Source organism: Halobacillus naozhouensis (genome assembly GCF_029714185.1).
GTDB classification, from domain to species: domain Bacteria; phylum Bacillota; class Bacilli; order Bacillales; family Halobacillaceae; genus Halobacillus_A; species Halobacillus_A naozhouensis.
Genome location: NZ_CP121671.1, coordinates 1688043 through 1709336 on the forward strand (window position 1 = coordinate 1688043; position 21294 = coordinate 1709336).

Annotated in this window: 18 protein-coding genes and 2 pseudogenes; 16 read left to right on the forward strand and 4 right to left on the reverse strand. The window is 36.0% G+C overall.

What is annotated here, in order from left to right; all coding sequences use genetic code 11:
* Positions 1-40 precede the first annotated feature (40 nt).
* The 6 genes from P9989_RS08865 to P9989_RS08890 all read left to right on the forward strand — a co-directional run bounded on the left by P9989_RS08865 (position 41) and on the right by P9989_RS08890 (position 8666).
* Positions 41-940 carry a LysR family transcriptional regulator gene (locus P9989_RS08865; RefSeq protein ID WP_283078409.1) on the forward strand — a complete coding sequence of 300 codons (900 nt, stop codon included), beginning with the start codon at positions 41-43 and terminating at the stop codon, positions 938-940.
* Between the two features lie 898 nt (positions 941-1838).
* Positions 1839-2252, forward strand: a complete 414-nt coding sequence (locus P9989_RS08870; protein WP_283078410.1) for a cytidine deaminase — start codon at positions 1839-1841, stop codon at positions 2250-2252.
* A gap of 313 nt (positions 2253-2565) precedes the next feature.
* Complete coding sequence (locus P9989_RS08875; RefSeq protein WP_283078411.1) at positions 2566-3153, forward strand: hypothetical protein; 588 nt, start codon at positions 2566-2568, stop codon at positions 3151-3153.
* Between the two features lie 392 nt (positions 3154-3545).
* Complete coding sequence (locus P9989_RS08880; RefSeq protein ID WP_283078412.1) at positions 3546-5978, forward strand: ATP-binding cassette domain-containing protein; 2433 nt, start codon at positions 3546-3548, stop codon at positions 5976-5978.
* Between the two features lie 927 nt (positions 5979-6905).
* Positions 6906-8048, forward strand: a complete 1143-nt coding sequence (locus P9989_RS08885) for an FAD-dependent oxidoreductase (RefSeq protein WP_283078413.1) — start codon at positions 6906-6908, stop codon at positions 8046-8048.
* Between the two features lie 15 nt (positions 8049-8063).
* On the forward strand, positions 8064-8666 hold the full coding sequence (locus tag P9989_RS08890; protein ID WP_283078414.1) for a TetR/AcrR family transcriptional regulator: 603 nt from the start codon (positions 8064-8066) through the stop codon (positions 8664-8666).
* 363 nt (positions 8667-9029) lie between these two features.
* Here P9989_RS08890 and P9989_RS08895 read toward each other — a convergent pair whose 3' ends face one another.
* Positions 9030-10229 (reverse strand): IS110 family RNA-guided transposase, encoded by a 1200-nt coding sequence (locus tag P9989_RS08895; protein WP_283078415.1) that lies wholly within the window; start codon positions 10227-10229, stop codon positions 9030-9032.
* A gap of 430 nt (positions 10230-10659) precedes the next feature.
* Here P9989_RS08895 and P9989_RS08900 point away from each other — a divergent pair, with 430 nt between their 5' ends.
* From P9989_RS08900 to P9989_RS08915, 4 genes are all read left to right on the forward strand, one after another.
* Positions 10660-11001: an ArsR/SmtB family transcription factor gene (locus P9989_RS08900; RefSeq protein ID WP_283078416.1), complete on the forward strand. Its 342-nt coding sequence runs from the start codon at positions 10660-10662 to the stop codon at positions 10999-11001.
* Positions 11002-11020: 19 nt separating this feature from the next.
* Complete coding sequence (locus tag P9989_RS08905; RefSeq protein WP_283078417.1) at positions 11021-11518, forward strand: SRPBCC family protein; 498 nt, start codon at positions 11021-11023, stop codon at positions 11516-11518.
* A gap of 68 nt (positions 11519-11586) precedes the next feature.
* Complete coding sequence (locus P9989_RS08910; RefSeq protein ID WP_283078418.1) at positions 11587-11985, forward strand: VOC family protein; 399 nt, start codon at positions 11587-11589, stop codon at positions 11983-11985.
* Between the two features lie 114 nt (positions 11986-12099).
* Complete coding sequence (locus P9989_RS08915; RefSeq protein ID WP_283078419.1) at positions 12100-12450, forward strand: DUF2200 domain-containing protein; 351 nt, start codon at positions 12100-12102, stop codon at positions 12448-12450.
* Positions 12451-12942: 492 nt separating this feature from the next.
* Here the strand turns inward: P9989_RS08915 and P9989_RS08920 are convergent, their stop codons facing one another.
* Positions 12943-13812, reverse strand: a complete 870-nt coding sequence (locus P9989_RS08920; protein ID WP_283078420.1) for a LysR family transcriptional regulator — start codon at positions 13810-13812, stop codon at positions 12943-12945.
* Between the two features lie 199 nt (positions 13813-14011).
* On the opposite strand from P9989_RS08920, the gene P9989_RS08925 reads away from it, so the two are divergent.
* The 3 genes and pseudogenes from P9989_RS08925 to P9989_RS08935 all read left to right on the forward strand — a co-directional run bounded on the left by P9989_RS08925 (position 14012) and on the right by P9989_RS08935 (position 16603).
* A complete protein-coding gene (locus tag P9989_RS08925; protein WP_283078421.1) occupies positions 14012-14914 on the forward strand; it encodes a DMT family transporter in 903 nt (300 codons plus the stop codon).
* Positions 14915-15543: 629 nt separating this feature from the next.
* Positions 15544-15675, forward strand: a pseudogene (locus P9989_RS08930) (Lrp/AsnC family transcriptional regulator); the annotation flags it as partial.
* 277 nt (positions 15676-15952) lie between these two features.
* Positions 15953-16603 (forward strand): class I SAM-dependent methyltransferase, encoded by a 651-nt coding sequence (locus P9989_RS08935; protein ID WP_283078422.1) that lies wholly within the window; start codon positions 15953-15955, stop codon positions 16601-16603.
* Between the two features lie 767 nt (positions 16604-17370).
* Here the strand turns inward: P9989_RS08935 and P9989_RS08940 are convergent.
* Positions 17371-18081, reverse strand: a complete 711-nt coding sequence (locus P9989_RS08940; protein ID WP_283078423.1) for a Dph6-related ATP pyrophosphatase — start codon at positions 18079-18081, stop codon at positions 17371-17373.
* A 157-nt stretch (positions 18082-18238) separates the two neighbouring features.
* On the opposite strand from P9989_RS08940, the gene P9989_RS08945 reads away from it, so the two are divergent.
* A complete protein-coding gene (locus tag P9989_RS08945; RefSeq protein WP_283078424.1) occupies positions 18239-19384 on the forward strand; it encodes a class I SAM-dependent methyltransferase in 1146 nt (381 codons plus the stop codon).
* A gap of 200 nt (positions 19385-19584) precedes the next feature.
* Here the strand turns inward: P9989_RS08945 and P9989_RS08950 are convergent.
* Positions 19585-20155 (reverse strand): annotated as a pseudogene (locus tag P9989_RS08950) (YczE/YyaS/YitT family protein).
* A gap of 135 nt (positions 20156-20290) precedes the next feature.
* Here P9989_RS08950 and P9989_RS08955 point away from each other — a divergent pair.
* A complete protein-coding gene (locus P9989_RS08955; protein WP_283078871.1) occupies positions 20291-20743 on the forward strand; it encodes a MarR family winged helix-turn-helix transcriptional regulator in 453 nt (150 codons plus the stop codon).
* A 25-nt stretch (positions 20744-20768) separates the two neighbouring features.
* Positions 20769-21287, forward strand: a complete 519-nt coding sequence (gene paiA / locus P9989_RS08960) for a spermidine/spermine N(1)-acetyltransferase (protein ID WP_283078425.1) — start codon at positions 20769-20771, stop codon at positions 21285-21287.
* The last annotated feature ends 7 nt before the right edge of the window (positions 21288-21294 follow it).

A 21294-nucleotide genomic window follows, 5' to 3' on the forward strand; every position in this document is an offset into this window, starting at 1 on the left:
CATTTTTTTCGATACATCATAAATTAAGGAGAAATGTGATATGGAAATTAGACACCTGATAACATTTCAGACCATTATCGAAATAGGAAGTTATACAGGCGCTGCTTCAAAATTAGGTTACACTCAATCCACGATAACCTCTCATATCCAGGCGCTTGAAAATGAGGTAGGCGGGGCCCTTTTCACTTATGTAAAAAGAAAATTACAGCTTACTCATCTAGGCAGAGAATTAATACCTTTAGCAGAGGATTTACTCTCTACACATGACCAAATTAAGAATATACAAAGTGATCGGGAAGTAAAAGGAATAATAAGAGTGGCGGCTCCAGAGTCATTAACCATCTCTACATTAGGCCCGATCATAAGGGAATATTCCATAAAGTATCCGCATGTCAGACTCATATTAACCAACGGTACATGTGGACAAAACCAAACGGATTTATTAAGCGGACGGGTAGACCTTGCTTTAATGGTCTATCCTGAAATAAGTTTAGAAAAATGTATTCATTACTCTTTAGGTGAAGAGAAAATCGTCCTTGTGAGCAGCAACGATGGTCCGGATCATTTTGATGACTATAAAAAGAAGAAAAATCAGGTTTTTATAACAAATGAAGAAGGCTGTAGTTATCGGACCATGTTCGAAAGATATCTCACAAAGCATGACATTCACCACTTTCAAACGATGGAGCTATGGAGCATAGAGGCCATCAAACAAACGGTTATGAGCGGACTTGGATTTGCTGTTCTGCCTTACATTACCGTGAAAGAAGAAGAGGAGAGTGGCAAGCTGAAAATGCTTCACCATTCTGAACAATTGGAACCAATTTATTCTCATATGCTAATTAAAAAGAAAAAATGGTTGTCCCCGGCCGTTGAAGCGTTTGCTGAACTCGTATTAAATTCGATAGAAGAATCTAGGAAGGAGTGTCTTAATGAGTAATATTAAGGCTATTTACGCAGTTCAATGAGAGAGGTTCATGAACATACATTTTTGTAACGGCTTTATATTGGCGTGGAATGTCCGCTCAATTAAAAGCTTTTTTGATCGACGGTCTCATTATAAAGAGGACAAAGAGTGGAACTTCAAAAAGAATTACCGGCAAAAAAACTTGTTTTATAACTGTAGCTAATGATCAGCCGGTTGAGGAAGTAACAACACCTTATAAAACAATTTGAATTGGGTTTTAATTAGCACCTCTATAAAATGACTAATAAGTAAATTTATAACTATAGAATTGATTTGTCAATGATCTTCGGGAAGGTAATCATCAACAAACGGAAGCAAAAGCGGGCGCAATTCTGGGGTAAGAATTGCTTTTTTCTTATTTATAGGGCGATATTGGATAAGCCCGGAACAAAGGATTGAGTTTAATAAATAGTTTTGAAATAATTGGTATTAGGCGATCGTGCAGGGGGACGGAATAATCAGTCTTTATAACTCAGTTGATAGGTCTCTCTTTGGGATTAGCCCTTTTCTCCTCCATTTTTATTAAAAGTAAAAAAAGGGGAGGGATGTTCCTTTCTGTTATAGGATTGTTCAACTAATCAAAGGTTCAATACCTCCTTAATAATGGGAACTGGTATGTTAGTTATAAATGTAGTATTAGGGGTAGTTACTTACTTTGTGGTTCAGCGAAAGAAGAATGATGAAATTTGAAATTAGAATAATCCATAATACAGCTGATAGGAGTTCCCTTGCTTACTAAAGAAACGGGCAGGATGGTCTAAGGTGAAAATTGATTAGGTGGGGGTGTTATTTATGGAAAGAGATACAGAAAGGCAAATATTAGAGGAACTGAATATGCATTGAAATGTAGTGAATAGAAAGGGATGAACTTATGAGTATTGAACATCAATTATATAATGCAGTAATTGAACTAATAGAGCAAAGATATCCAATAGGTTGGGGTGGTGCTGCGGCTATTGGACTAGAAGATGGAACAATCTTAACAAGTATTGCACCAGAAGTGATTAATGACTCAACTAATCTTTGTATGGAAACAGGTTCTATTTTAGAGGCTCATAAATTAAATAAACTGGTTACACATTCCATATGTATAGTTCGCGATGATGAAAAGTCCGAACATAAGGTTCTATCTCCGTGTGGGATATGTCAAGAAAGACTTTTTTATTGGGGCCCAAACGTCAAGGTTGCAGTAAGCCTACCCGGAGAGAATATTGTATTTAAAACGCTATCTGAAGTACAGCCTTATCATTGGTCCGCTGCTTATGACGACGAAGACCTATTTTAGAAGTAATCAGTCTTCAAGGAAAGAAGCGCAAGAGCTGAAGATCACTAAACCGTAGCAGCTCTTCGAATAGCGAATGAATAAGGGGATAATCAATGGATTTTAAATATGTAAAACTTGAAGTATTACTCTTAGTAGATTACATAGTATGGTTAAGAGATGAGTTAAGTAGTCTTCGTATTCCAACCGTAGGTGTGTATGATAATGTTATTTCTTACTCCAAAACTAAAGGGTTTTGGAGGCCTTTAGAAGGATCCCAACCGTTTAACGGGTCGGCATGTGAGATTTCTTGAAAAGAACGTACTTATTAATCATTATGCTTTTTTCTTTTGCTCTGGTCAGTGTGGGCTGCTCTGATACCAAAGCACCCACTATCTCAATAAACAAGGATTCGGAATATGAGAATACTTTTAGGGAGTTAAATTTAGGTGTTTTATTTGATTTTGACTTTTATTTACCCAATGCGAATGAAAGATGGGTGACCCTTTGGGTAGATAGATACATTGACGGAAAAAAAGATTCTCAACCAATTGCTAAACTATCCTACGGTAATAGCCCAAATGAAGTTGAAGATGGTCATTTGGGATTTGGGATAATAAATGTAAACTCGAAAAGTACTTTAGCATTGCTTTATGGACCAGGGGTTAGTACGCAATCATCTAAAATTAGTAAAAAAACAATGACAAATACTATTAATGGCTGGGATTATGCTATTGGAAAAGAAGAAGTAGAGTTAATGTTAGGAGAAACGAAACTATTAGCAGCTTATCGAGAAACTGAAGATAATTCAATTAGCCCGATTGATTTACATGATGAGGAATCAGTAGAAAGTATGATAAAACAAAGCGATTACGTACTTTTGTTGAAGATAAAGGTAGAAGAAAAGACTATAAATCCCAATTAATTTGATATTTGGGCTAGAACCAAAAGCAAATAACCATTTTGAAATAGCCGCATTTTTTCAACGGAAGAATGCGGCTTTCGGCCGTTAAAAGCAAGTAACTTTATTTTTACTAAACAATTATTCCGGAAAATAAAAGGTTTACTGACTAAAAGATTGTCTGTTAGAGGTTTTACCTTGGGGGAAAGGTCTTCTAAACTAACTGAAGAAAAGGTGGAATGAGGTGGACGGTTTTCCTGAAATTGGGATTAATAAGACGCACCCATGATTTAGAGTTACATCCAATTTCTCTCGTTTCTTTACTTTTAATAACCTGAAATAGCCTGGATATTGGTTGCATGCTCTTATTATCGCATGTATAATATCCTCTCCAATAGAATAAGGAGGGTGTTTTGATGACGGAATGGATAAATATTGAGCATGCGAACGAACATAACTTAAAAGATGTTAGTGTGAAACTCCCAAAACGCAAATTTACCGTGATAACTGGTGTTTCCGGATCAGGCAAGTCTACTCTCGCGCATGATATTCTTTTTAATGAGTCACAACGGCAATATCTAGAGGCAATGGGAATGCAAGGCATTGAAAAACCCCATGTTGCACATATTAGCGGTGTGTCCCCTGCTATCAGTTTAAAGCAGCAAGAAACGTCATCTAATCCTCGTTCCACAGTAGGAACAAAGACAGCCATGTATACGAGCTTACGTATGATTTATGAGAAGCTTGGTATCCGCTCATGTCCAAACTGTAAGAAAAAAGTTAACCCCATTCAGGCAATTGAAGAAACAGAACATGTAGATGGCGATTTTACTGTTTTTCAAATTTGTCCCCATTGTGAGCACAAATATAAAAAGTTCACACGAAGCCACTTCTCTTACAACACAATCGAAGGCGCTTGCCAGAAATGTAAAGGCCTCGGTAAAGTCGTCCAAATTAATGAAAACACCTTATTTAATATGGACTTGGCTATTGAAAAAGGTGCAATTGCATTGTGGAAAGGTCGTTACCTAGAATATCAACTTGATAATATCAAAAGTACCATGAATTATTACGATGTGCCAATTGAACAAAATACGCCGCTTAAAAATTATAATGAATTACAATTTGCATTACTTTGTTATGGTACAAGCAGTAAAGAAGTTCAAAAGCTTACTGATAAAAAGGAGCCGAAAACAGTTGGTGATGGTAAATTCGAAGGTGTAGTGACAAACCTTTGGCGTAAATATCAAGAAAAAAGTGGAGCTATGGGTAAAGAATCTATCTTTTTCTATAGTGATATATGTCCTGACTGTAACGGCACCAAATTAACCGAACAAAGTCGTAGTGTTAAAGTGATGGATCGTTCAATCACAGAAATCTCAACCTTAGATTTAGACCAATTATTAGAATGGGTCAATGACTGTAACTTGAACCTGACTAAGGAGGAAATATTAGCAGTTGATGTCTATATTCGTGATATAGAAACAAAACTTAAACGTATAAAACGTCTAGGTCTCGGTTATCTCACATTAGAACGTGGGATAAACACATTATCTGGCGGTGAAAGTCAACGTATTCGGTTATCTGCCATCTTAGATTCAGATTTAACGGATGTTGTTTATATTATCGACGAACCAACAGCTAGCCTTCATGCTAAAGATACGGAAGGTATCATCGACATTATGAAAAGACTAAGAGATAAAGGTAATACAGTTCTTGTGATTGAACATAATACGGATGTTATGAGAGAAGCTGATTATTTAATTGAAATTGGACCAAAAGCCGGCCGATATGGTGGCGAATTAGTTGGTACAGGTACATTAGAAGACCTTAAAAATAGTGAGCAATCCCTAATTAAAAACTGTATTTCAAACAGAAGTCAACCTAAACAAAACGTTAGACAAGCAGGAAAGACACCAATTCATATTCAAGACGCCACGCGTCATAACCTTGTTTCTGTAAGTGTTACCGTTCCTACAGAATCCCTTGTGAGTGTAACGGGTGTCTCAGGGTCAGGTAAATCTTCACTCATATTTGATGTAGTGGGAGAAGAGGCTAACAATGTTTCAGGATTAGACCAGTTTGAAGAAATCATTACAATTAATCAAACAAGTATTACAAAAATGAAACGCTCAAATGTTGCTACATATACCAACGTATTCACAGATATTCGAAATGTTTTTGCCAAACTCGAAGATAGTAAAACACAAGGTCTTACATCTAAACACTTCTCATTCAATACAAATGGTGGACGATGTGAGACATGTGAAGGACTTGGTTATGTTATGAGCAACATGTTATTTTTTAACGATATGGAGGTTGTTTGTCCGACGTGTAAAGGTAAACGTTTCAAAGAAAACATCCTCAATATTACCTACAATGACTATAATATAAATGAATGCTTAGAGTGTTCAGTAGAAGAGGCATTAGATATTTTCAATAACGAATCAAAAATCTATAAAGTCCTCAAATTATTAACCGAAATCGGATTAGGTTACTTAAAACTTGGTCAATCCCTTACAACACTATCTGGTGGTGAAGGGCAACGATTAAAGTTATCAACTTCCTTAATGAAGAAAACTAAACAAAAGAGTCTGTTCTTACTAGATGAACCTTCAACAGGTCTACACCTTTATGACATTCAATATTTGTTAGAATTATTCAACCGTTTAATTGATAAAGGCAATTCAATTATCATGGTAGAACATAACATTCATATGATCCATGCGAGTGATTGGATTATTGATTTAGGACCAGAAGGTGGTGTCAAAGGAGGACATATTATTGCAAAAGGAACACCAACTGATATCAGGGCGAACCCATTATCTGTGACAGGACAGTATTTATAATTTACAAGCAGCAACTATATCAAAAAATAGCTTGCTGCTTGGACATCGAAAGAATATCCCTAGATACCTCTCCTTGTAGTATTAAAATTGAATAGGCAATTTAAAAACGCTTGGGGTACAGTATCAGTGAGGTTCATAACCAAGCGTTTTTATATGCTAAATCTACTGTTTATTTTACCGTTATCTCCTATCATTATTTACTAAAAAGCAGAACAGTTTAAGATGATTAGGGATTTTAAGTAATGGATAGATTTAGAAGGGGAGCAAAATAAATGATTAAAAATTACAGCAAATGGTGAGTGATATTAAGTGTTATTTGTGCAGTAACTATTTTCTTATCTTACGCCATTGCACCAAACCAACCTGAAGGTATGATAGTTATACTCTTACAGGCATTATTTTTCACTTCCATAATAACTGGTTTGCTTAGTCTGGTTTTTAGTTATATGGGGTTCAAAAACAAAGAAAAAGGATTTTTGAAGATTATAGCACCTATAATAGTTATATTGATTTTATTGGCATTTCTTTTTTCCTTTATTCTTATGATCATTAGCTTTTTTTGAAAAACTGAAAATGCTAATTGTGGTAATGAGGGAGTTATTAATATGATCTTGAAGTCGAGTCTTCATGAAAAGGGCCATTTTGTGGAGTAACAAATAAGCCAACGTTGAGAAATTTGGTTTTTATATTGGAAGCTACATAAAATTACTTTTAATTCTTTCAGCCAAAGAATGTCTTATTTTCGAAAAAACTTTCTTTTATAAGAAATTTCTCTAGCTACTTTATCTTCAGAATTTTCCTAGGTATATATGGACATGAATTTGTTCAACATATTAGAGTATGATAAAATAATGAGTGTACTCATTATTGAGTACACTCATTATTGGCTTTTGTTAACTAAAATAAAACATATTAAGGAGTGGCATTATGAAGATTTTAATTGTTGGTGGTGGGATTGCTGGATTGAGTTTAGCTGGCTTACTTAGAAAGAGAGGAATAGAACCCGTTGTGGTTGAAAAGGTAGAAGAGTATGGTGAAGTTGGCTATTTTCTTGGATTATGGCCCTTGGGAAGCAGAGTATTACATGGCCTAGATCTCTATGAAGAATACGTAAAAGCTGGTTTTCCCATTAAAGATTACAAAGTTTTAAATGAATCGGGGAGGTTATTAAATCAACTTACTTTTGAAAATGTTTCAGAACAATTTGGTGAAACCTATCTAATAGCAAGATATAAATTATTGGAGATTTTAAGGGCAGGTATAGAAGATCTACCTATTCAAATGGGAATGTCGATAAAAAAGATAAAACAAGATAGTCAAAAGGTTTATGTAACATTTACTAATGGAAAACAAGATGCTTTTGATTTAGTTGTTGGAGCAGATGGAATTCATTCAAAAGTTCGCGAATTATTGTTTGGTGACCTACCACTAACTTCTACAGGTTGGGGAGGATGGGGTTTTTGGTTAGATAAAAAATATTTACCTGCTGAAGTAAGTGCCTCAGAATATTGGGGGAGAGGTAAATTCTTTGGATTGGGCCAAACTCAACAGGGATACAGTGGTTCTGCAATTATCCCTATTCCAAAACAAATGCCAAACACAAGAGAAGAAACCATTTCTTTTATTCAGAAACGGTTTAGCTCAATGGGAGACGAAGTAGTTCAAGAAACAATAAAAGTTCTTCATAAGGCAACCGATCTTAACTTTTTGAAACTAAGTGATTTTAAGACTGATCAATGGAGTAAAGGGAGAGTAGTTTTAATTGGAGATTCAGCAGCTGGCTTTTTACCTACAGCAGGGATTGGGGCCTCAATGGCTATGGAATCAGCAGCTGTACTGAATGATGAGTTATCCAGAGTTAACGAAGATTTTGTGGAGCAAGCTATATCTCTCTTTACTAAGCGAAGAAGGGAAAGAATTGACAAGATTCAATTAAACTCTCGTAGGTTAGCAAAAATGATGTTCACCAAAAGTTATTTTGTGTCAAATATTCGAGATTTTATAACAAGTAAGGCAACTGAAAAACAACTGTTTAAAGAAATAGGCGGAAAGATGAATCATCCGATATAACTAAAAATAAGGTAGGTGTGTACTTTGAGTCTTCGTGAGAAGAAAAAGAGGGAAGTTAAAAATAAGATTTTATATGCTGCAGAAAAATTATTTAAGGAACAAGGGTTTGAAAAGACAACTACTAACCAAATTGCAAAAGAAGCTGGGATTGCGTCTGGGACAGCTTTTAATTACTTTGACACTAAAGCAGAAATATTATTGGCTGTTTTTGCAAACCAAAATAAGGATGTTGAGGATTATGTTTATTCCATTATGGAAACAGAAGATCCATCAGAAATAATATTTAATTATTTGTGGCATCACTCACAACAACTAACTAAAATAGATAAAACCTTACTAAAAGAACTATTGCAAGCATTTGTGACATCCTATAAGAATAACCCAACCTTGATTAAGCAGTTAATTGAAATTGATCTAGGCTTTATAGATAAATTAACAAAGATAATGACAGAGCTTAAAGATAAAAATTTAATTAAGAATAATTTTCAGAACGAACTAGCTGCAGAGATTATATACAGTACATTGGTATATGAGTTTGTTAATTATGCTTTTGGGGAAGATGTTGATAAAAGAACGTTAAAAGATCGGATAAAACAAAAAATTGAGTTTCTCATATAGCCAAGTTGTTCAAAATAACCGTGTTTTCTTTCGATTACTAATTTGATACTGGTTTTTCTTCAACAAAGTACGCATTATGAAGTAACAATTGCCTGATTTTTCACTTGCAACATTGAGGAATTGGCTTTTTTATATTGGGTTTTCTTAGCCAAGGATTTTTGCATAATATTGGCCATACTCCGAGAATAAAAGTGTGATCAGTATGCAATAAAAAGATCTTCCACAATACCAGCTAATAGAAGGTCAACAGGTAGGACTAAAAAAGATAAAAAAGTCATGTTACAATAAAATTGACCACATCAAAGAAGCTTCAAAGAAATGATTTTGAAGTATTCGGTAAAAATGTATATTATTAGTTAATCACTATACTTTAAAAGCCTCTTTACGTTTTAATAATGCATAGATCCAATGAATGAGCTTGTTTGCGCATGCAATGATAGCGACTTTGTGTGGTTTGCCTTCTTCACGTTTCTTGTCATAGAACTCTTTCAGCTTGGGGTTGCGATTTTTGGTTAAGCCGCATTGGACAGCTGTATAGAGTATTTGTCGAAGACGGGATGAACCTCTTTTTGTAATAGTATTGATCGTTGCTTTGAACTTGCCAGATTCGTGAACACTGGGATCAATTCCAGCGTAGGCAACGAGTTTCTTTGGGTGATTAAACTGATCGATTTCCCCAATTTCGGAGATGATTGTGGCGGCAATCTTTCCGCCGATACCTGGGATCGATTGGATCAATCTATATTCTTCAAATTCTTCTGCCAGGGCATCTATCTCTTCCTCTAGTTTGGATAGGTGCTCTTGGTATTGAAGAAGCATTTGAATATACATGTTTAGACTAACGGTATGACTCCTGTATAAATTACATTTGAAAGGGTCACGCTTAGCTGCATCTTTTAGTTTATGAGCTTTCTCTAAACACCAGGATTGAGAGCGTTTTGCTCCACCTTGAAGAATCACCTGGGCGATATCATCTACTTTTTTATCCCTCACATCTTTAGAAGTTGGGTAACGAAGTAAAGTTGCTAATGATGTAGGCGAATATAAATCTCCGAAGACTCCTTTATACTCTGGGAATACCTGATCCAATATGGTCTGAAATTGGAGTTTAATCTGGACATACGTTCCTGTTAGAGAATCATGTTGTCTTGATAAATTACGCAAGTTCATCGTCCGTATACTCTTCTTTTGAAAAGCTTCAAGATCGTCGTCCTTGTAGTATAATTCCCCCAAATGAAAGGCATCGATGACGTCCGTTTTCACTTTCCTTAAGTTTGTTTTTTTAGCTTCATGAGAGATAACAGGGTTGATTAAATAATAGGTGATTTGATGTTCTTCTAAAAATCGAAGAATGGGTTCATGATAGTGTCCCGTAGATTCAAAGATGACAACCGGAGGTTGCCCCGTAGCCTGCTCGACCTCCTGATAAAACCTGTGAAATTCATGCAAACCTAATACATCATGAGTAAATTTAAAGCTCTTCTTGTAAGGATTTTTCTTCTGTAAAAAGGCTTGAACTTGGCTTTCTCCTTTTGCGATATCCAGGCCAATAACTGGATCCATGTATTATCACATCTCCCTTTATAAATTCACCGGTAACCCCTAACCTATCTTGTAGTTTCATAGCTTCGCTTGTTATACGGGATCGTTGTCCCAACCAGCCTCAAACATGTTTCTACAAGTAGGGGGTGGACAGTATAACGGACGGGATCAAGTCCCACGGGCGCGAACGTCCTACCCCGGCTACTTCAAGAATAAAACCTATTAAACATAGGTCAACCAGAAATATAAAAATGTCCTTTACAAAGGGAACACTTTAATAACTGGCTGACCTTATAATACGATCGGGCAATAATCTTGAATAAATGCTCCCACTATTGCTTTCTTGGGCCAGTTTGTGGAAGAACCGAAGTTAAAAGGGTAATAATATGGTGATGTTTTATATTTAACTAAATGGTTGAATGTAAATAAGAAAACTGTTATATTTAACTACATGGTTAACCATAATAAAGATAAATTAAATGAAACTTTTCATGCTTTATCTGATTCAACAAGAAGAGAAATGGTTCGTATGATGGCGCAAAAAGAAAGGACGGTTTCTGAATTGGCAGAGCCCTTTGATATGTCTTTGGCTGGTATTTCAAAACATATAAAAGTTCTTGAGAGGGCAAAATTGCTTGAAAGGAGTGTAAATGGAAGAACTCATTTATGTCGTTTAAACACGGAATCATTATCTCAAGCAACGGAATGGCTCCGTTTTTATGAGAGGTTCTGGAACAATCGTTTCGATCTTTTGGAAAGTGAGTTATTGACAGCAAAAAAGAAAGAACATTAAATTACATAGGAGTGTATGTATGAGTGACGTTTCAACAACTACTTTAACAATGGTAAGAAATTTTGATGTAGCACCTGAAAGAGTTTTTGATGCATGGCTGAACCCAGAAATGATGAGAAAATGGTTTTTCACATTGGAGGGGACGAATAAGGTGACACAAAATAACCCTCAAGTAGGCGGTACTTGGGAAATTGTTGACCATCGGGACGGAAAGGATTACCGTGCGATTGGGGAGTACCTTGAAATTGACTCTCCGAAAAAAATCGTGTTCACCTTTAAGATGCCACAATTCAGTGAATTAGAAGATACGATTACAGTTGAGCTAAAAGAACTCCAACAAGGTTGTGAGATGACGTTCACACAGGTTATTCATGTTCCTCATGAAGAGAATTGGACAGGGTCCGATATCGAAAGAGCTCTTGGCGAATGGCATGATAGCACTGAACATGGATGGAATTTAATGTTTATGGGGCTTAAGGAATTATTGGAGACAGGAAAAATTAGCTATAAAGGTTAAAAATCTTTGGGCTTAAACAGTTAGTTGAAACAGGACAATAAAATTGTGTAAAGAAAGGGAAACTAAATATGAAAAACGTAACACCATTTTTAATGTTTCAAGGCGGTATTGCAGAAGAAGCTATGAAATACTACACATCACTCATTGAGGATTCAGAAATTAAAAGCATTACTCGATACGGAGCTGAAGGTCCAGGTGAAAAAGGTACAGTTATGCAAGCTGTATTTTCATTAAAGGGGCAGGAGTTCATGTGTATCGACAGCCATGTTAACCATGAATTTACGTTTACTCCGTCTTTTTCTATCTTTCTTACTTGTGATACCGAAGAGGAAATTGACAGCCTTTATGATAAAATGATGCAAAATGGCACAGCCCTCATGCCTATAAATAACTACGGGTTCAGCAAAAAGTTCGGGTGGCTGGTTGATCAGTTTGGCGTATCTTGGCAGTTGAACTTGCCAGAGTAATATGGTTGCAAATTGAGTGTAAGGTATTTCGCCAGCGGGCGATAATCAGGAATAAAGATCAGCGCTCTTTTTTATTTAAATGTTCATTTAGGAATAATTAAGGGAGGATGTATCATGGCCAAACATCAGGTTCATACAATGAGTTCTGCGACAATGTATTCATGTTATATTAAAAAAGCAGAGAGAAAGGGGCGTACAAAATCAGAAGTCGATGAAATCATCCGTTGGTTGACAGGTTATACCCAGGAAGGGTTAGAAGTACAACTGGAAAAACAGATAGACTTTGAGACCTTTTTTGCTGAAGCTCCCCAATTGAATCCTTCGCGGGCTTTGATCAAAGGTGTAGTGTGCGGCGTTCGAGTGGAAGATATCGAAGAATCAACAATGCAGGAAATTCGCTATTTGGATAAGCTGATCGATGAATTAGCAAAGGGAAAATCGATGGAGAAGATTTTGCGAAAATAATAATTAAAATTTCGATTACTTGAAAATAGCTATCTTCAATTATCGGGGCGCATTTCCGGAATAAAGGATTTGCGCTTTTTTGCATAATAGGGCCATATAATGGAATAAGGCTTCCAATCGAAATGGTTATTTATGTTAAGGTTGTATGGTATGGTGAGGAAATATACTTAAGAAATTTGGTAATTAAAATAAATATTCAATTAACGAGGCACGAGAGCTGAAGATCGATCAACTAATCTTCAGCTTTCTCTTTTATATAAGAAGTGGACAGGAGGGTGTAAGACTTGTGGTAAAGGAGGAATAAATTTGATAAATAAGCAGGTTATCTTCTGGGCTATAATTGCAATCATATTAGTCTTAATTTGGCTATTTACAAGGTAATACATATCTTTACAAAACGGGGACGCTTGATGAACAAGGCGTCCTTTTTGAGTTGGGTTAAAATGATCTGGTGCTTTCACAATGTGATTAAATGTTTCTCACCACACTTTTTCACTCCCTGTTTCTATAAGATAAATATTCTAAAAATCTCTTGGACGCAAGCGAAAGTGATTGTTGCTCTCGTGTAGCAATACCAATATTTCTAAAAGCAGGAACTTCAAGCTCTTTCGCTATAATTTTGTGAGGAATACGCTGTAAGATCAATTCTGGTAATATACTGATTCCTAGCCCGTTTTCCACCATTGACATAATGGCATAGTCATCCCATGTTGTAAAATGAACGTGCGGTGAAATATGGTGCAACTCAAAAATTTCAGAGATTTCTGCTTTTGCTCCCTTTTCCAATAGCATAAACGGACTGTTCAATAAGTCGTTGATTGGAAACTTTTCGTAATTAGCAAGCGGATGATTTTGCGGGATTACTACCAGCAAACGGTCTTGCTCCAAAAAGATCGTTTCAAATTCTGCTTTTGACGGTAGCCGCACAAATCCTAAGTCAACACGTCCGTTTGAAATCCAGTTTTCAATTTCTGTATAATCACCAAGCAGAAGTTCAAAATCTATCTTCGGGTAATCCTTCTTAAAAATTCTAATAATGTTAGGGAGCCAATAAGTTGCTACGCTGGAAAATGTCCCAATACGAATCATCCCAGACTGCATATCGTGTAAGTCTTCGATATGAGTCATTAAAATTTCATGCTCATTACAGATTCGCTTTAATTGAGGCAGTAACTTTAAACCATCCGAGGTTAAACTGATACCCGCACGTCCTCTTTCAAAAAGGGAAATCCCCCATTCCGTTTCTAAATCGTTAATCATACGGCTAATCCCAGACTGTGTATAGTCCAATGCTTCGGCAGCTCTTGTAAAGTTACCAAATTCCACCACTTTGACAAATACCATATATTTTTGGATGTTCATACTCTTTTCCTTTCTCATCTGTTTTTGTCATACATATCATGACAAACATTCGTTTTTGTAATACATGTGCACATGATATGTTATTACTATCAAAAATTCAAGTTAGGAAAGGGATGTAGCGATGGGACTACAACCGGATATATGCCTATAAAAAGCACATTCCGCCTGTGGTTGAATTGTAAAATTAAGGAGAGGGATGGTGGTTAAAGTGAAAAGTGCATATTTCAAATATATAGCCGCATTGCTCCTGTTCGGCTCCAATGGAATTGTTGCAAGTTATATTTTATTGGACAGTTATGAAATCGTTTTTTTACGGACTTTGATAGGTGTCATTTTTTTGATTTTAGTATTTGCACTATCTAAGCAGAAAGTACAGTTTTGGAAAAACAAATCACACTTTTTGTATTTAGTGATTTCCGGCATAGCGATGGGTGCAAGCTGGATGTTTTTATTTGAAGCCTACGCACAAATAGGTGTAAGCATTGCCAGTCTTGCTTATTATTGCGGTCCTGTTATCGTCATGGTTCTTTCTCCCTTTATATTTAGGGAAAAGATGACAAGTGCCAAACTACTTGGATTTCTTGTTGTAATAATTGGAATGCTTTGTGTAAACGGGCAAGCTGTGTCGCAGGATGGAACTTCTTGGGGAATGATTTGTGGAATATTATCGGCAATCACATATGCCATTATGGTGGTTTTCAATAAAAAGGCAAAAAGCATAACAGGACTTGAGAATGCTATGTGCCAGTTATTTACTAGCTTTATTACGGTTGCAATTTTTACAGGTTTAAAGCAAGGATTTTCAGTCAACATTATGCAAGGAAATCTGATACCCATACTGCTATTAGGCGTTGTATGTACTGGAATCGGTTGCTATTTTTATTTTTCTTCCATAGGTGGTTTGCCTGTTCAGACAGTGTCAATCCTCGGATATTTGGAACCACTGTCGGCATTGATTTTTTCAGCTGCCATTTTAGGAGAAAAGTTAAGTCTGGTGCAAATAGCCGGGGCTTTGTTGATTTTAGGAGGTGCAGCATTTGGAGAATTGTTTCGGTCAAAGAAAAGCGAGCTAAAGGAGGAAAAAAGCAAAGTGGTATTGTGATGAGCAGCATGGGAATGGAAAATCAGTATTATTGTCTTTTAAGATTATCTTGTAATCAAGTCTTCTGTAAAAGGGCGCAAATCAGGAATAAAACGTGTGCAGAATCATTTGGGTCCCATATGTTAGTTAAAACTAATATGTGGGATCCTTTGTTATTTGGACAAAAATAAGAATTAAGCACAACAATTTACAAGACAATGAAATTTTAGTATAATTCTAAAAATAATAAATTTTGTAATAATTTTTTCGTAAAAGGAGAGTGGATATGAAAACAACATTAATTTGGACGATTTTTGCAGGAGTTGTATCAGCCGTAACATATAAGTGGTTGCACATCCAGGAAAAGGAGCGATGGCGAAACACTTCATGGATTTAATAAGTTGATAATGCCTAAATCAATAAGTGGTTTAGCCTGTTAATTTCTTATGTGCTCTATGAAAACGTAACTGCTTACACATCATAAGGTGGCTTTTATCTTATGAAAACCTACTGTACCTAGCTTCTGTGAAAACCTCCTTCCTTTGAATTTACTATGTATGTAGTAACCCTCAAATTGCAGTTTTTTATGTGGTTGGCCAGTTAGTTATCTTCATGAGGAAGTACAACCGATTATTTGGATAGCATTCAAAAATAATAAAATTAGTGGGGAAAGTTGTTGTTTTCTGGAATGCAGATTTTCGACTAATGATTTATTAGATCAATTTTTGATAGACTTAAACGAACATGCGAATTATCAGTTATCCATTGTTATTAATAATTAGTACATCAATAAAAATGGGGAATTTGTGAATAAATACGCTTAAACAATACCAGCTAATAGGAGTTCCCTGTTTATTAAAGAAATAGGGGCAAAACCGAAGGTCGTTATTAATATTAACTTGAAATCAATTCTTCATGTAAAGGGCGCAAATCTGGAATAAGGCTTGCGCTCTTTCTTTGTGAAAAGGGCCAGATTGTGGAACAAGAAAATTCACTCTTGGCATATTAATGTTAATATAATTTTGATGCGTTTTATGTTTATATTGGAGGGATGAATTGATGAAACGTAAAAATCCATGGACGAAAAATAAGAAATTAGTAATACCAATTACTACAACACTAATTACTGCAGCAATCCTCACTTATCGGATAAGTCGAATGCGAAATGAGCCGTCTCCTCTCCCATATAGTCAACGAATGTTTACCGAGTTCCCCCGACCATTTATGTCTCGAACCCGATTGCATATGATGCTCCAGCCGGTAGCTGGCCAGAGATTACTAGAGATAGGCCCAGGTACTGGATACTATTCTTTAGATGCTACCGCATGGATATCGCCGGGTGGAACTCTAGATATTCTTGATGTCGAACAACGAATGCTAGATCATACCATTCGTAAGGTTCACGAATTTGGATTGGATAATGTGTTCTCGACACAAGGAGATGCACAGGAGCTTCCTTACCCGGCTAACTCCTTTGATGCGGCATTTCTGGTTGCTACTCTTGGAGAGATTCCAGATCAAGAGCGCGTCCTCAAAGAGTTGCACCGTGTCCTAAAGCCCAACGCACATCTCGTAATAGGTGAAGGACAGCCAGATCCTCATATGGTGGGTTATCAGCGCTTACGAAGGTTGGTGCAAGATAAGGGATTTACCTTGGAGGGGAAAACAGGAAACTTTTGGGGGTACTTCGCCAAATTCAAAGTACTCTAGCAGCATCATAGACAACACCCAAAACGTCAAAGACGGTTTTCTTTTGATACTAGTGGAGTTTAACCCGTTTTTTTCAATAGGCTTGAGATTCAGCCTTTTATAAAAGGGGCAACAGAAAGAACAGCTAAACAATAAAGCCCTTTCTTTTGTATGCGTATTGGGAGTGAAGAAGGAGAACACTTGGGGCATGAAATTTCTAGGATCCATGACAAAAGCTATTTGTTTCACCCTAATTCTAATCTCCATATTTTGGAGCGTTGTATTCTTCCAATACCCCCAATTTGAAGAGTGGAATGAGGTACATTTGGAAACACAAAGTATCATGTTAGGCATCTTCTCTACATTTACTGGACTCATTGCGATTAGTATGTTCGTGATGAAAAGAAAAATGAAAAAACAACACAAAAACAAAGGGCCTCATTCAAGAAATTGGATCTACATATATCTCCATCAACATCCACTATTGATAGGTGTTACAACTTTGGTAACAGCTTTAGCCCACGGCTTTTATTAATATCACCAACACAACGGCTCTCCCCTGAAGGAACATAGACACACTCGGGGGAGTTTTTAATTGATAAAGATGTCTTAATATCTCCCCCCTAAAAACTCCCTAATAAAAAATTTTTTGCATATATGGAGGTTTATCTTCGAAAGTAGTTTTATCCAACAGGCTGAAAACCCCCAACAGACATACCTGAAAATCTCAGAGAAGAGACCATGTAATCCTGGGTGAAAACTGTCTTTTTTTTATGTTACTTTATACTTTATAAGGTATCCATATCTGACATCTGATTTAGCTCCAAAGGCAAAAAAGCATATTCTCCGTCCTTAATAATCTTACATTTACGAACTGGAAGAGGATGTTTAAAAATGGGCCCATCTATTACTGTGGTATGGAATTCTCCACCTTCTCCGCAGGGGTCAATACCGCGAGCTTCAAGCTCCTTCACGTATTCATGGGTTAACGTTCGCCCTAGATCGTCCTCTTGCATTCCCAATGATAAATTAACAGTTACAATGATCGTAACAAATCCTAGATTTATGAACTCTTCGACAGCTTCATGATGGTTCATTTCCCATAAAGGCATTCCAAGCTTTAATCCAGCATTCTTCGTAACCTTTTCATGCCAACAGCCATGAGCAGGGATATCTAAGTCTCCAGTTACTAAAACTTCTGCTCCTTTATTTTTAGCTTTTTCTAAAAGGCGCATAAATACTTTTTCATAATCTGTCCAACTTGCAGCTGCAGTATATACTGGCAAATCTATAGATTTAGCTTGGGCACGTATGAGCTCCGGACGCATTCCATGGGATCTGGAACGTTTCCCTTCTTCCTCCAGCATGATGATCAGTCCAATTGCTTCTCCAACCTTCACTGCTTTATATAGAGCTAAGACACTATCCTTTCCTCCGCTAAAAGAAACTATAAATTTATGCCCGCGAGTACTATTTTTCCAATCTATTAATTCTGCCATTCATATCTTTCCCCTTTATTTTAATAACTTTTTTCACGATTGAACCTTACAGATATTATGGCATACTGATCACTAGTGTTGCATAAATAATATCTAAACTTTCGGAATCTGCTTTAGTTCATCAAAACATACTTTATAATGTTTGACGCAGGGGGCTGTGCAAATTCGAAATAAAGAACTCACACATGGACAAGAATACGCAATAACGTCACTTGGAAAATACGTTAACGCTATGAACTTAAAATATTCAGCTGATCTCATTCAAAAAATGGATCGATACATGGAAAAATGTTCGTTTGAATCTTATCTTCATTTGATGATTTACGCTCATTTGAATGAAGTGAATAGCTTACGAGCGTTGAACTATGATCTGTTTCTTCAAAAATACCAGCTAATAGAAGTTTGGTGTATCACCTCAATAATTTCTGCTTTTAGTAGAGCTTATCATAGTTGTTTTGACTCGCCTAACATCTTTAATGACTATGTGGCCAAGGATTTAATTACACAAAGTGAATTTAATGACATAAAGGAGAACATGGTACATGGTGTCCAATTCTTCAACGCAGATATAGCTCAGAAATTTAAAGGAAACACAAAAGAAATATTAAAATGGATAACTCAAGTTCAGCTTTCTCCAACACCTTTGGCTCGTGCTGCTTATTGGAAAAAACTGCTGAATGAAGTGGATTTGGGAGTAGAACAATATGTCATCCTCGGGGCAGGGTTAGATACATTTTGTTTTCGATATCCTGGATTGGAAACTGTTCTAGAGATATTCGAAATTGATCACCCATCTACGCAGGAATTCAAAAAGAAAAGATTGAAAGAAGCGAACTATAACATTCCAAGTAACCTTCAGTTTATTCCAATGGACTTCTCTAAAATGTTTTCTGATCAAAACCTAATTAATCAGGGGTTTGATGTTAATAAAAAGACTTTTTTTAGTCTTTTAGGGGTTTCTTATTATTTGACTAGAGAAGAAATCTCAAGCTTAATGGTTCATTTGTTTAACAAAGTTCCTTCGGGAAGTTCAGTTGTTTTTGATTATGGAGACGAAACTTTATTTACTGAAAAAGGTCTCTCTAATAGAGTTGAAAACATGGTTAAAATGGCTACTGCAAGCGGGGAACCAATGAAATCGTGCTTTTCTTATCGTGAATTGGAGAAAATTTTAGAAACATCTGGTTTACTTATCTATGAACATCTTACACCGAGTCATATAAATGAACTATATTTTAGTAATAGAAATGACTACTTAACAGCTTTTGAAACCATTCATTACGTTCATGCTGTAAAAAGGTGAACTCCACATGTTAATCGGTTAATAATACCTTGATATCGAGTCTACCGGTAAAGGGGCGCAATTCTGGAGCAAAGGATTGCGCTTTTATTAATGTAGCGGGCCATTATCTGGAATACTTGATTTCGAGATAACCTAGAAAAAAGCACTCTATATTGAATGCTTTTTACCTTCTCAAAGTCTGCCGTTGTAGTAGGGTTTATTCATACTTGGTCCAATACCTTTTTAGTATATGACATAAAGTAGTTAAGTATTAGACCACTTAAGCCAACGATTAATAAAGTTCCAACGCCCATTTGGTCCATTAAAAATCAAGGCCATTATTAAGAATATTAGGTAAATGAAGGATCTCGAAAAAATTATATTTGTTCTAGTTAATTCTTGTATGATTAACGTTAATTGGTCAACCGGGATCGGTGCAAAATTTGTTTGTAAATATATTGCAGTACCTAATACTATAACAAATAAGCCGATTCCAAAGTAAACAACTTTGCTGTACCATAGTTCAGGTGTAAGCAATTTTTCTAATAAAAAGAGCCACATATCGATACTAATCCCCGTTATAAATGCTGTTAACACTCCCAAAGCTTCTGGTTTTTGTCTTTTTAGAAGCGAATTACACCCTATTAATATCAAAGCAATGATTATTTCCCGAGTTCCTACCGTAGAACCCACGTGGATAGCCAGTCCTACCAAAAGTGCGTCAAAAGGGGAAGTCCCAAGGTCAGATTGTATCGTGAAAGAAATGCCAAGGGGAATAGCAAGATTGCAAATACAAAAAAGAAAAACTACACACTAATCTACCCCTTTATTGATAATTTTTGTTGCAAATACAACGAAATTAAGTTAAGTTATGTATATGACAGTAATGTTGCATTTGCAACAAAAATATTTGCTGAGGAGTCTAATATGAAGGAAATACTACGTGAAATTGGAATGATAGCGAGGGCATTAGATTCAATAAGTAATATAGAATTCAAAGAATATGACCTCACAAAAGGGCAGTATTTATATCTTGTACGAATCTGTGAGAGCCCAGGAATCATTCAAGAGAAGATAGCTGAGCTGATAAAAGTAGATCGTACCACAGCAGCCCGTTCTATTAAAAAACTCGAAATAAATGGCTTTATTGAGAAGAAAGAAGACGAACATAACAGAAAAATTAAAAAACTATATCCAACAGAGAAAGGGGAAAAGGTTTTTCCTTTTATAAAAAGAGAAAATGATCATTCCAATGCTGTTGCCTTAGAGGGTTTATCCGAAGAAGAAATAGAAACGATCTTCGACCTTCTTCAAAGAGTAAGAAAAAATATAGAAAAAGACTGGGAATTCGTTAAGAAAGGAAACAAGAGAAGTTATTGATTATTGAGAGGAGTGAAAGGTTTAAATGAATATAAATATGACAAGATGTACTTTGGAAGATTCACGAAAACTTCAAAACATTGGTTATGAAACATTTAAGGAGACATTTGAGGATCAGAATTCGCCAGAAAATATGAAGGCCTATTTGGAAGAGGCATTTAACTTAAAGAAAGTAGAAAAAGAGTTATCCAACCCTTCAGCGCAATTCTTTTTTGTTTCTATTAATGATGAGGTCGCTGGATATTTAAAGGTTAATACTGGGGACGCTCAGTCTGAAGAAATGGGTGATGACTCTCTTGAGATCGAGCGTATTTATATTATAAATAAATTTCAAAAGCATGGACTTGGTAAATATCTGTTCAATAAAGCTATGGATATTGCTATGGAACAGAATAAAAAGAAGATCTGGCTGGGCATATGGGAAAAAAATGAAAATGCTATTTCTTTCTACAAGAAATTGGGTTTTGTTCAAACGGGAGCGCACTCTTTTTTTATGGGGTATGAAGAACAAACTGATTTAATAATGGTTAAAAGACTCCAATAATAAGTAA

What these genes read in the sequence shown, in the direction of transcription:
- P9989_RS08940 (WP_283078423.1), bottom strand. Translation starts at nt 18,081, where the DNA reads ATGGCAGAATTAATAGATTGGAAAAATAGTACTCGCGGGCATAAATTT.
- P9989_RS08875 (WP_283078411.1), top strand. Translation starts at nt 2,566, where the DNA reads ATGCTTTTTTCTTTTGCTCTGGTCAGTGTGGGCTGCTCTGATACCAAA.
- P9989_RS08910 (WP_283078418.1), top strand. Translation starts at nt 11,587, where the DNA reads ATGAAAAACGTAACACCATTTTTAATGTTTCAAGGCGGTATTGCAGAA.
- P9989_RS08865 (WP_283078409.1), top strand. Translation starts at nt 41, where the DNA reads ATGGAAATTAGACACCTGATAACATTTCAGACCATTATCGAAATAGGA.
- P9989_RS08905 (WP_283078417.1), top strand. Translation starts at nt 11,021, where the DNA reads ATGAGTGACGTTTCAACAACTACTTTAACAATGGTAAGAAATTTTGAT.
- P9989_RS08920 (WP_283078420.1), bottom strand. Translation starts at nt 13,812, where the DNA reads ATGAACATCCAAAAATATATGGTATTTGTCAAAGTGGTGGAATTTGGT.
- P9989_RS08880 (WP_283078412.1), top strand. Translation starts at nt 3,546, where the DNA reads ATGACGGAATGGATAAATATTGAGCATGCGAACGAACATAACTTAAAA.
- P9989_RS08895 (WP_283078415.1), bottom strand. Translation starts at nt 10,229, where the DNA reads ATGGATCCAGTTATTGGCCTGGATATCGCAAAAGGAGAAAGCCAAGTT.
- P9989_RS08870 (WP_283078410.1), top strand. Translation starts at nt 1,839, where the DNA reads ATGAGTATTGAACATCAATTATATAATGCAGTAATTGAACTAATAGAG.
- P9989_RS08885 (WP_283078413.1), top strand. Translation starts at nt 6,906, where the DNA reads ATGAAGATTTTAATTGTTGGTGGTGGGATTGCTGGATTGAGTTTAGCT.
- P9989_RS08915 (WP_283078419.1), top strand. Translation starts at nt 12,100, where the DNA reads ATGGCCAAACATCAGGTTCATACAATGAGTTCTGCGACAATGTATTCA.
- P9989_RS08955 (WP_283078871.1), top strand. Translation starts at nt 20,291, where the DNA reads ATGAAGGAAATACTACGTGAAATTGGAATGATAGCGAGGGCATTAGAT.
- P9989_RS08935 (WP_283078422.1), top strand. Translation starts at nt 15,953, where the DNA reads ATGAAACGTAAAAATCCATGGACGAAAAATAAGAAATTAGTAATACCA.
- paiA (WP_283078425.1), top strand. Translation starts at nt 20,769, where the DNA reads ATGAATATAAATATGACAAGATGTACTTTGGAAGATTCACGAAAACTT.
- P9989_RS08900 (WP_283078416.1), top strand. Translation starts at nt 10,660, where the DNA reads ATGGTTAACCATAATAAAGATAAATTAAATGAAACTTTTCATGCTTTA.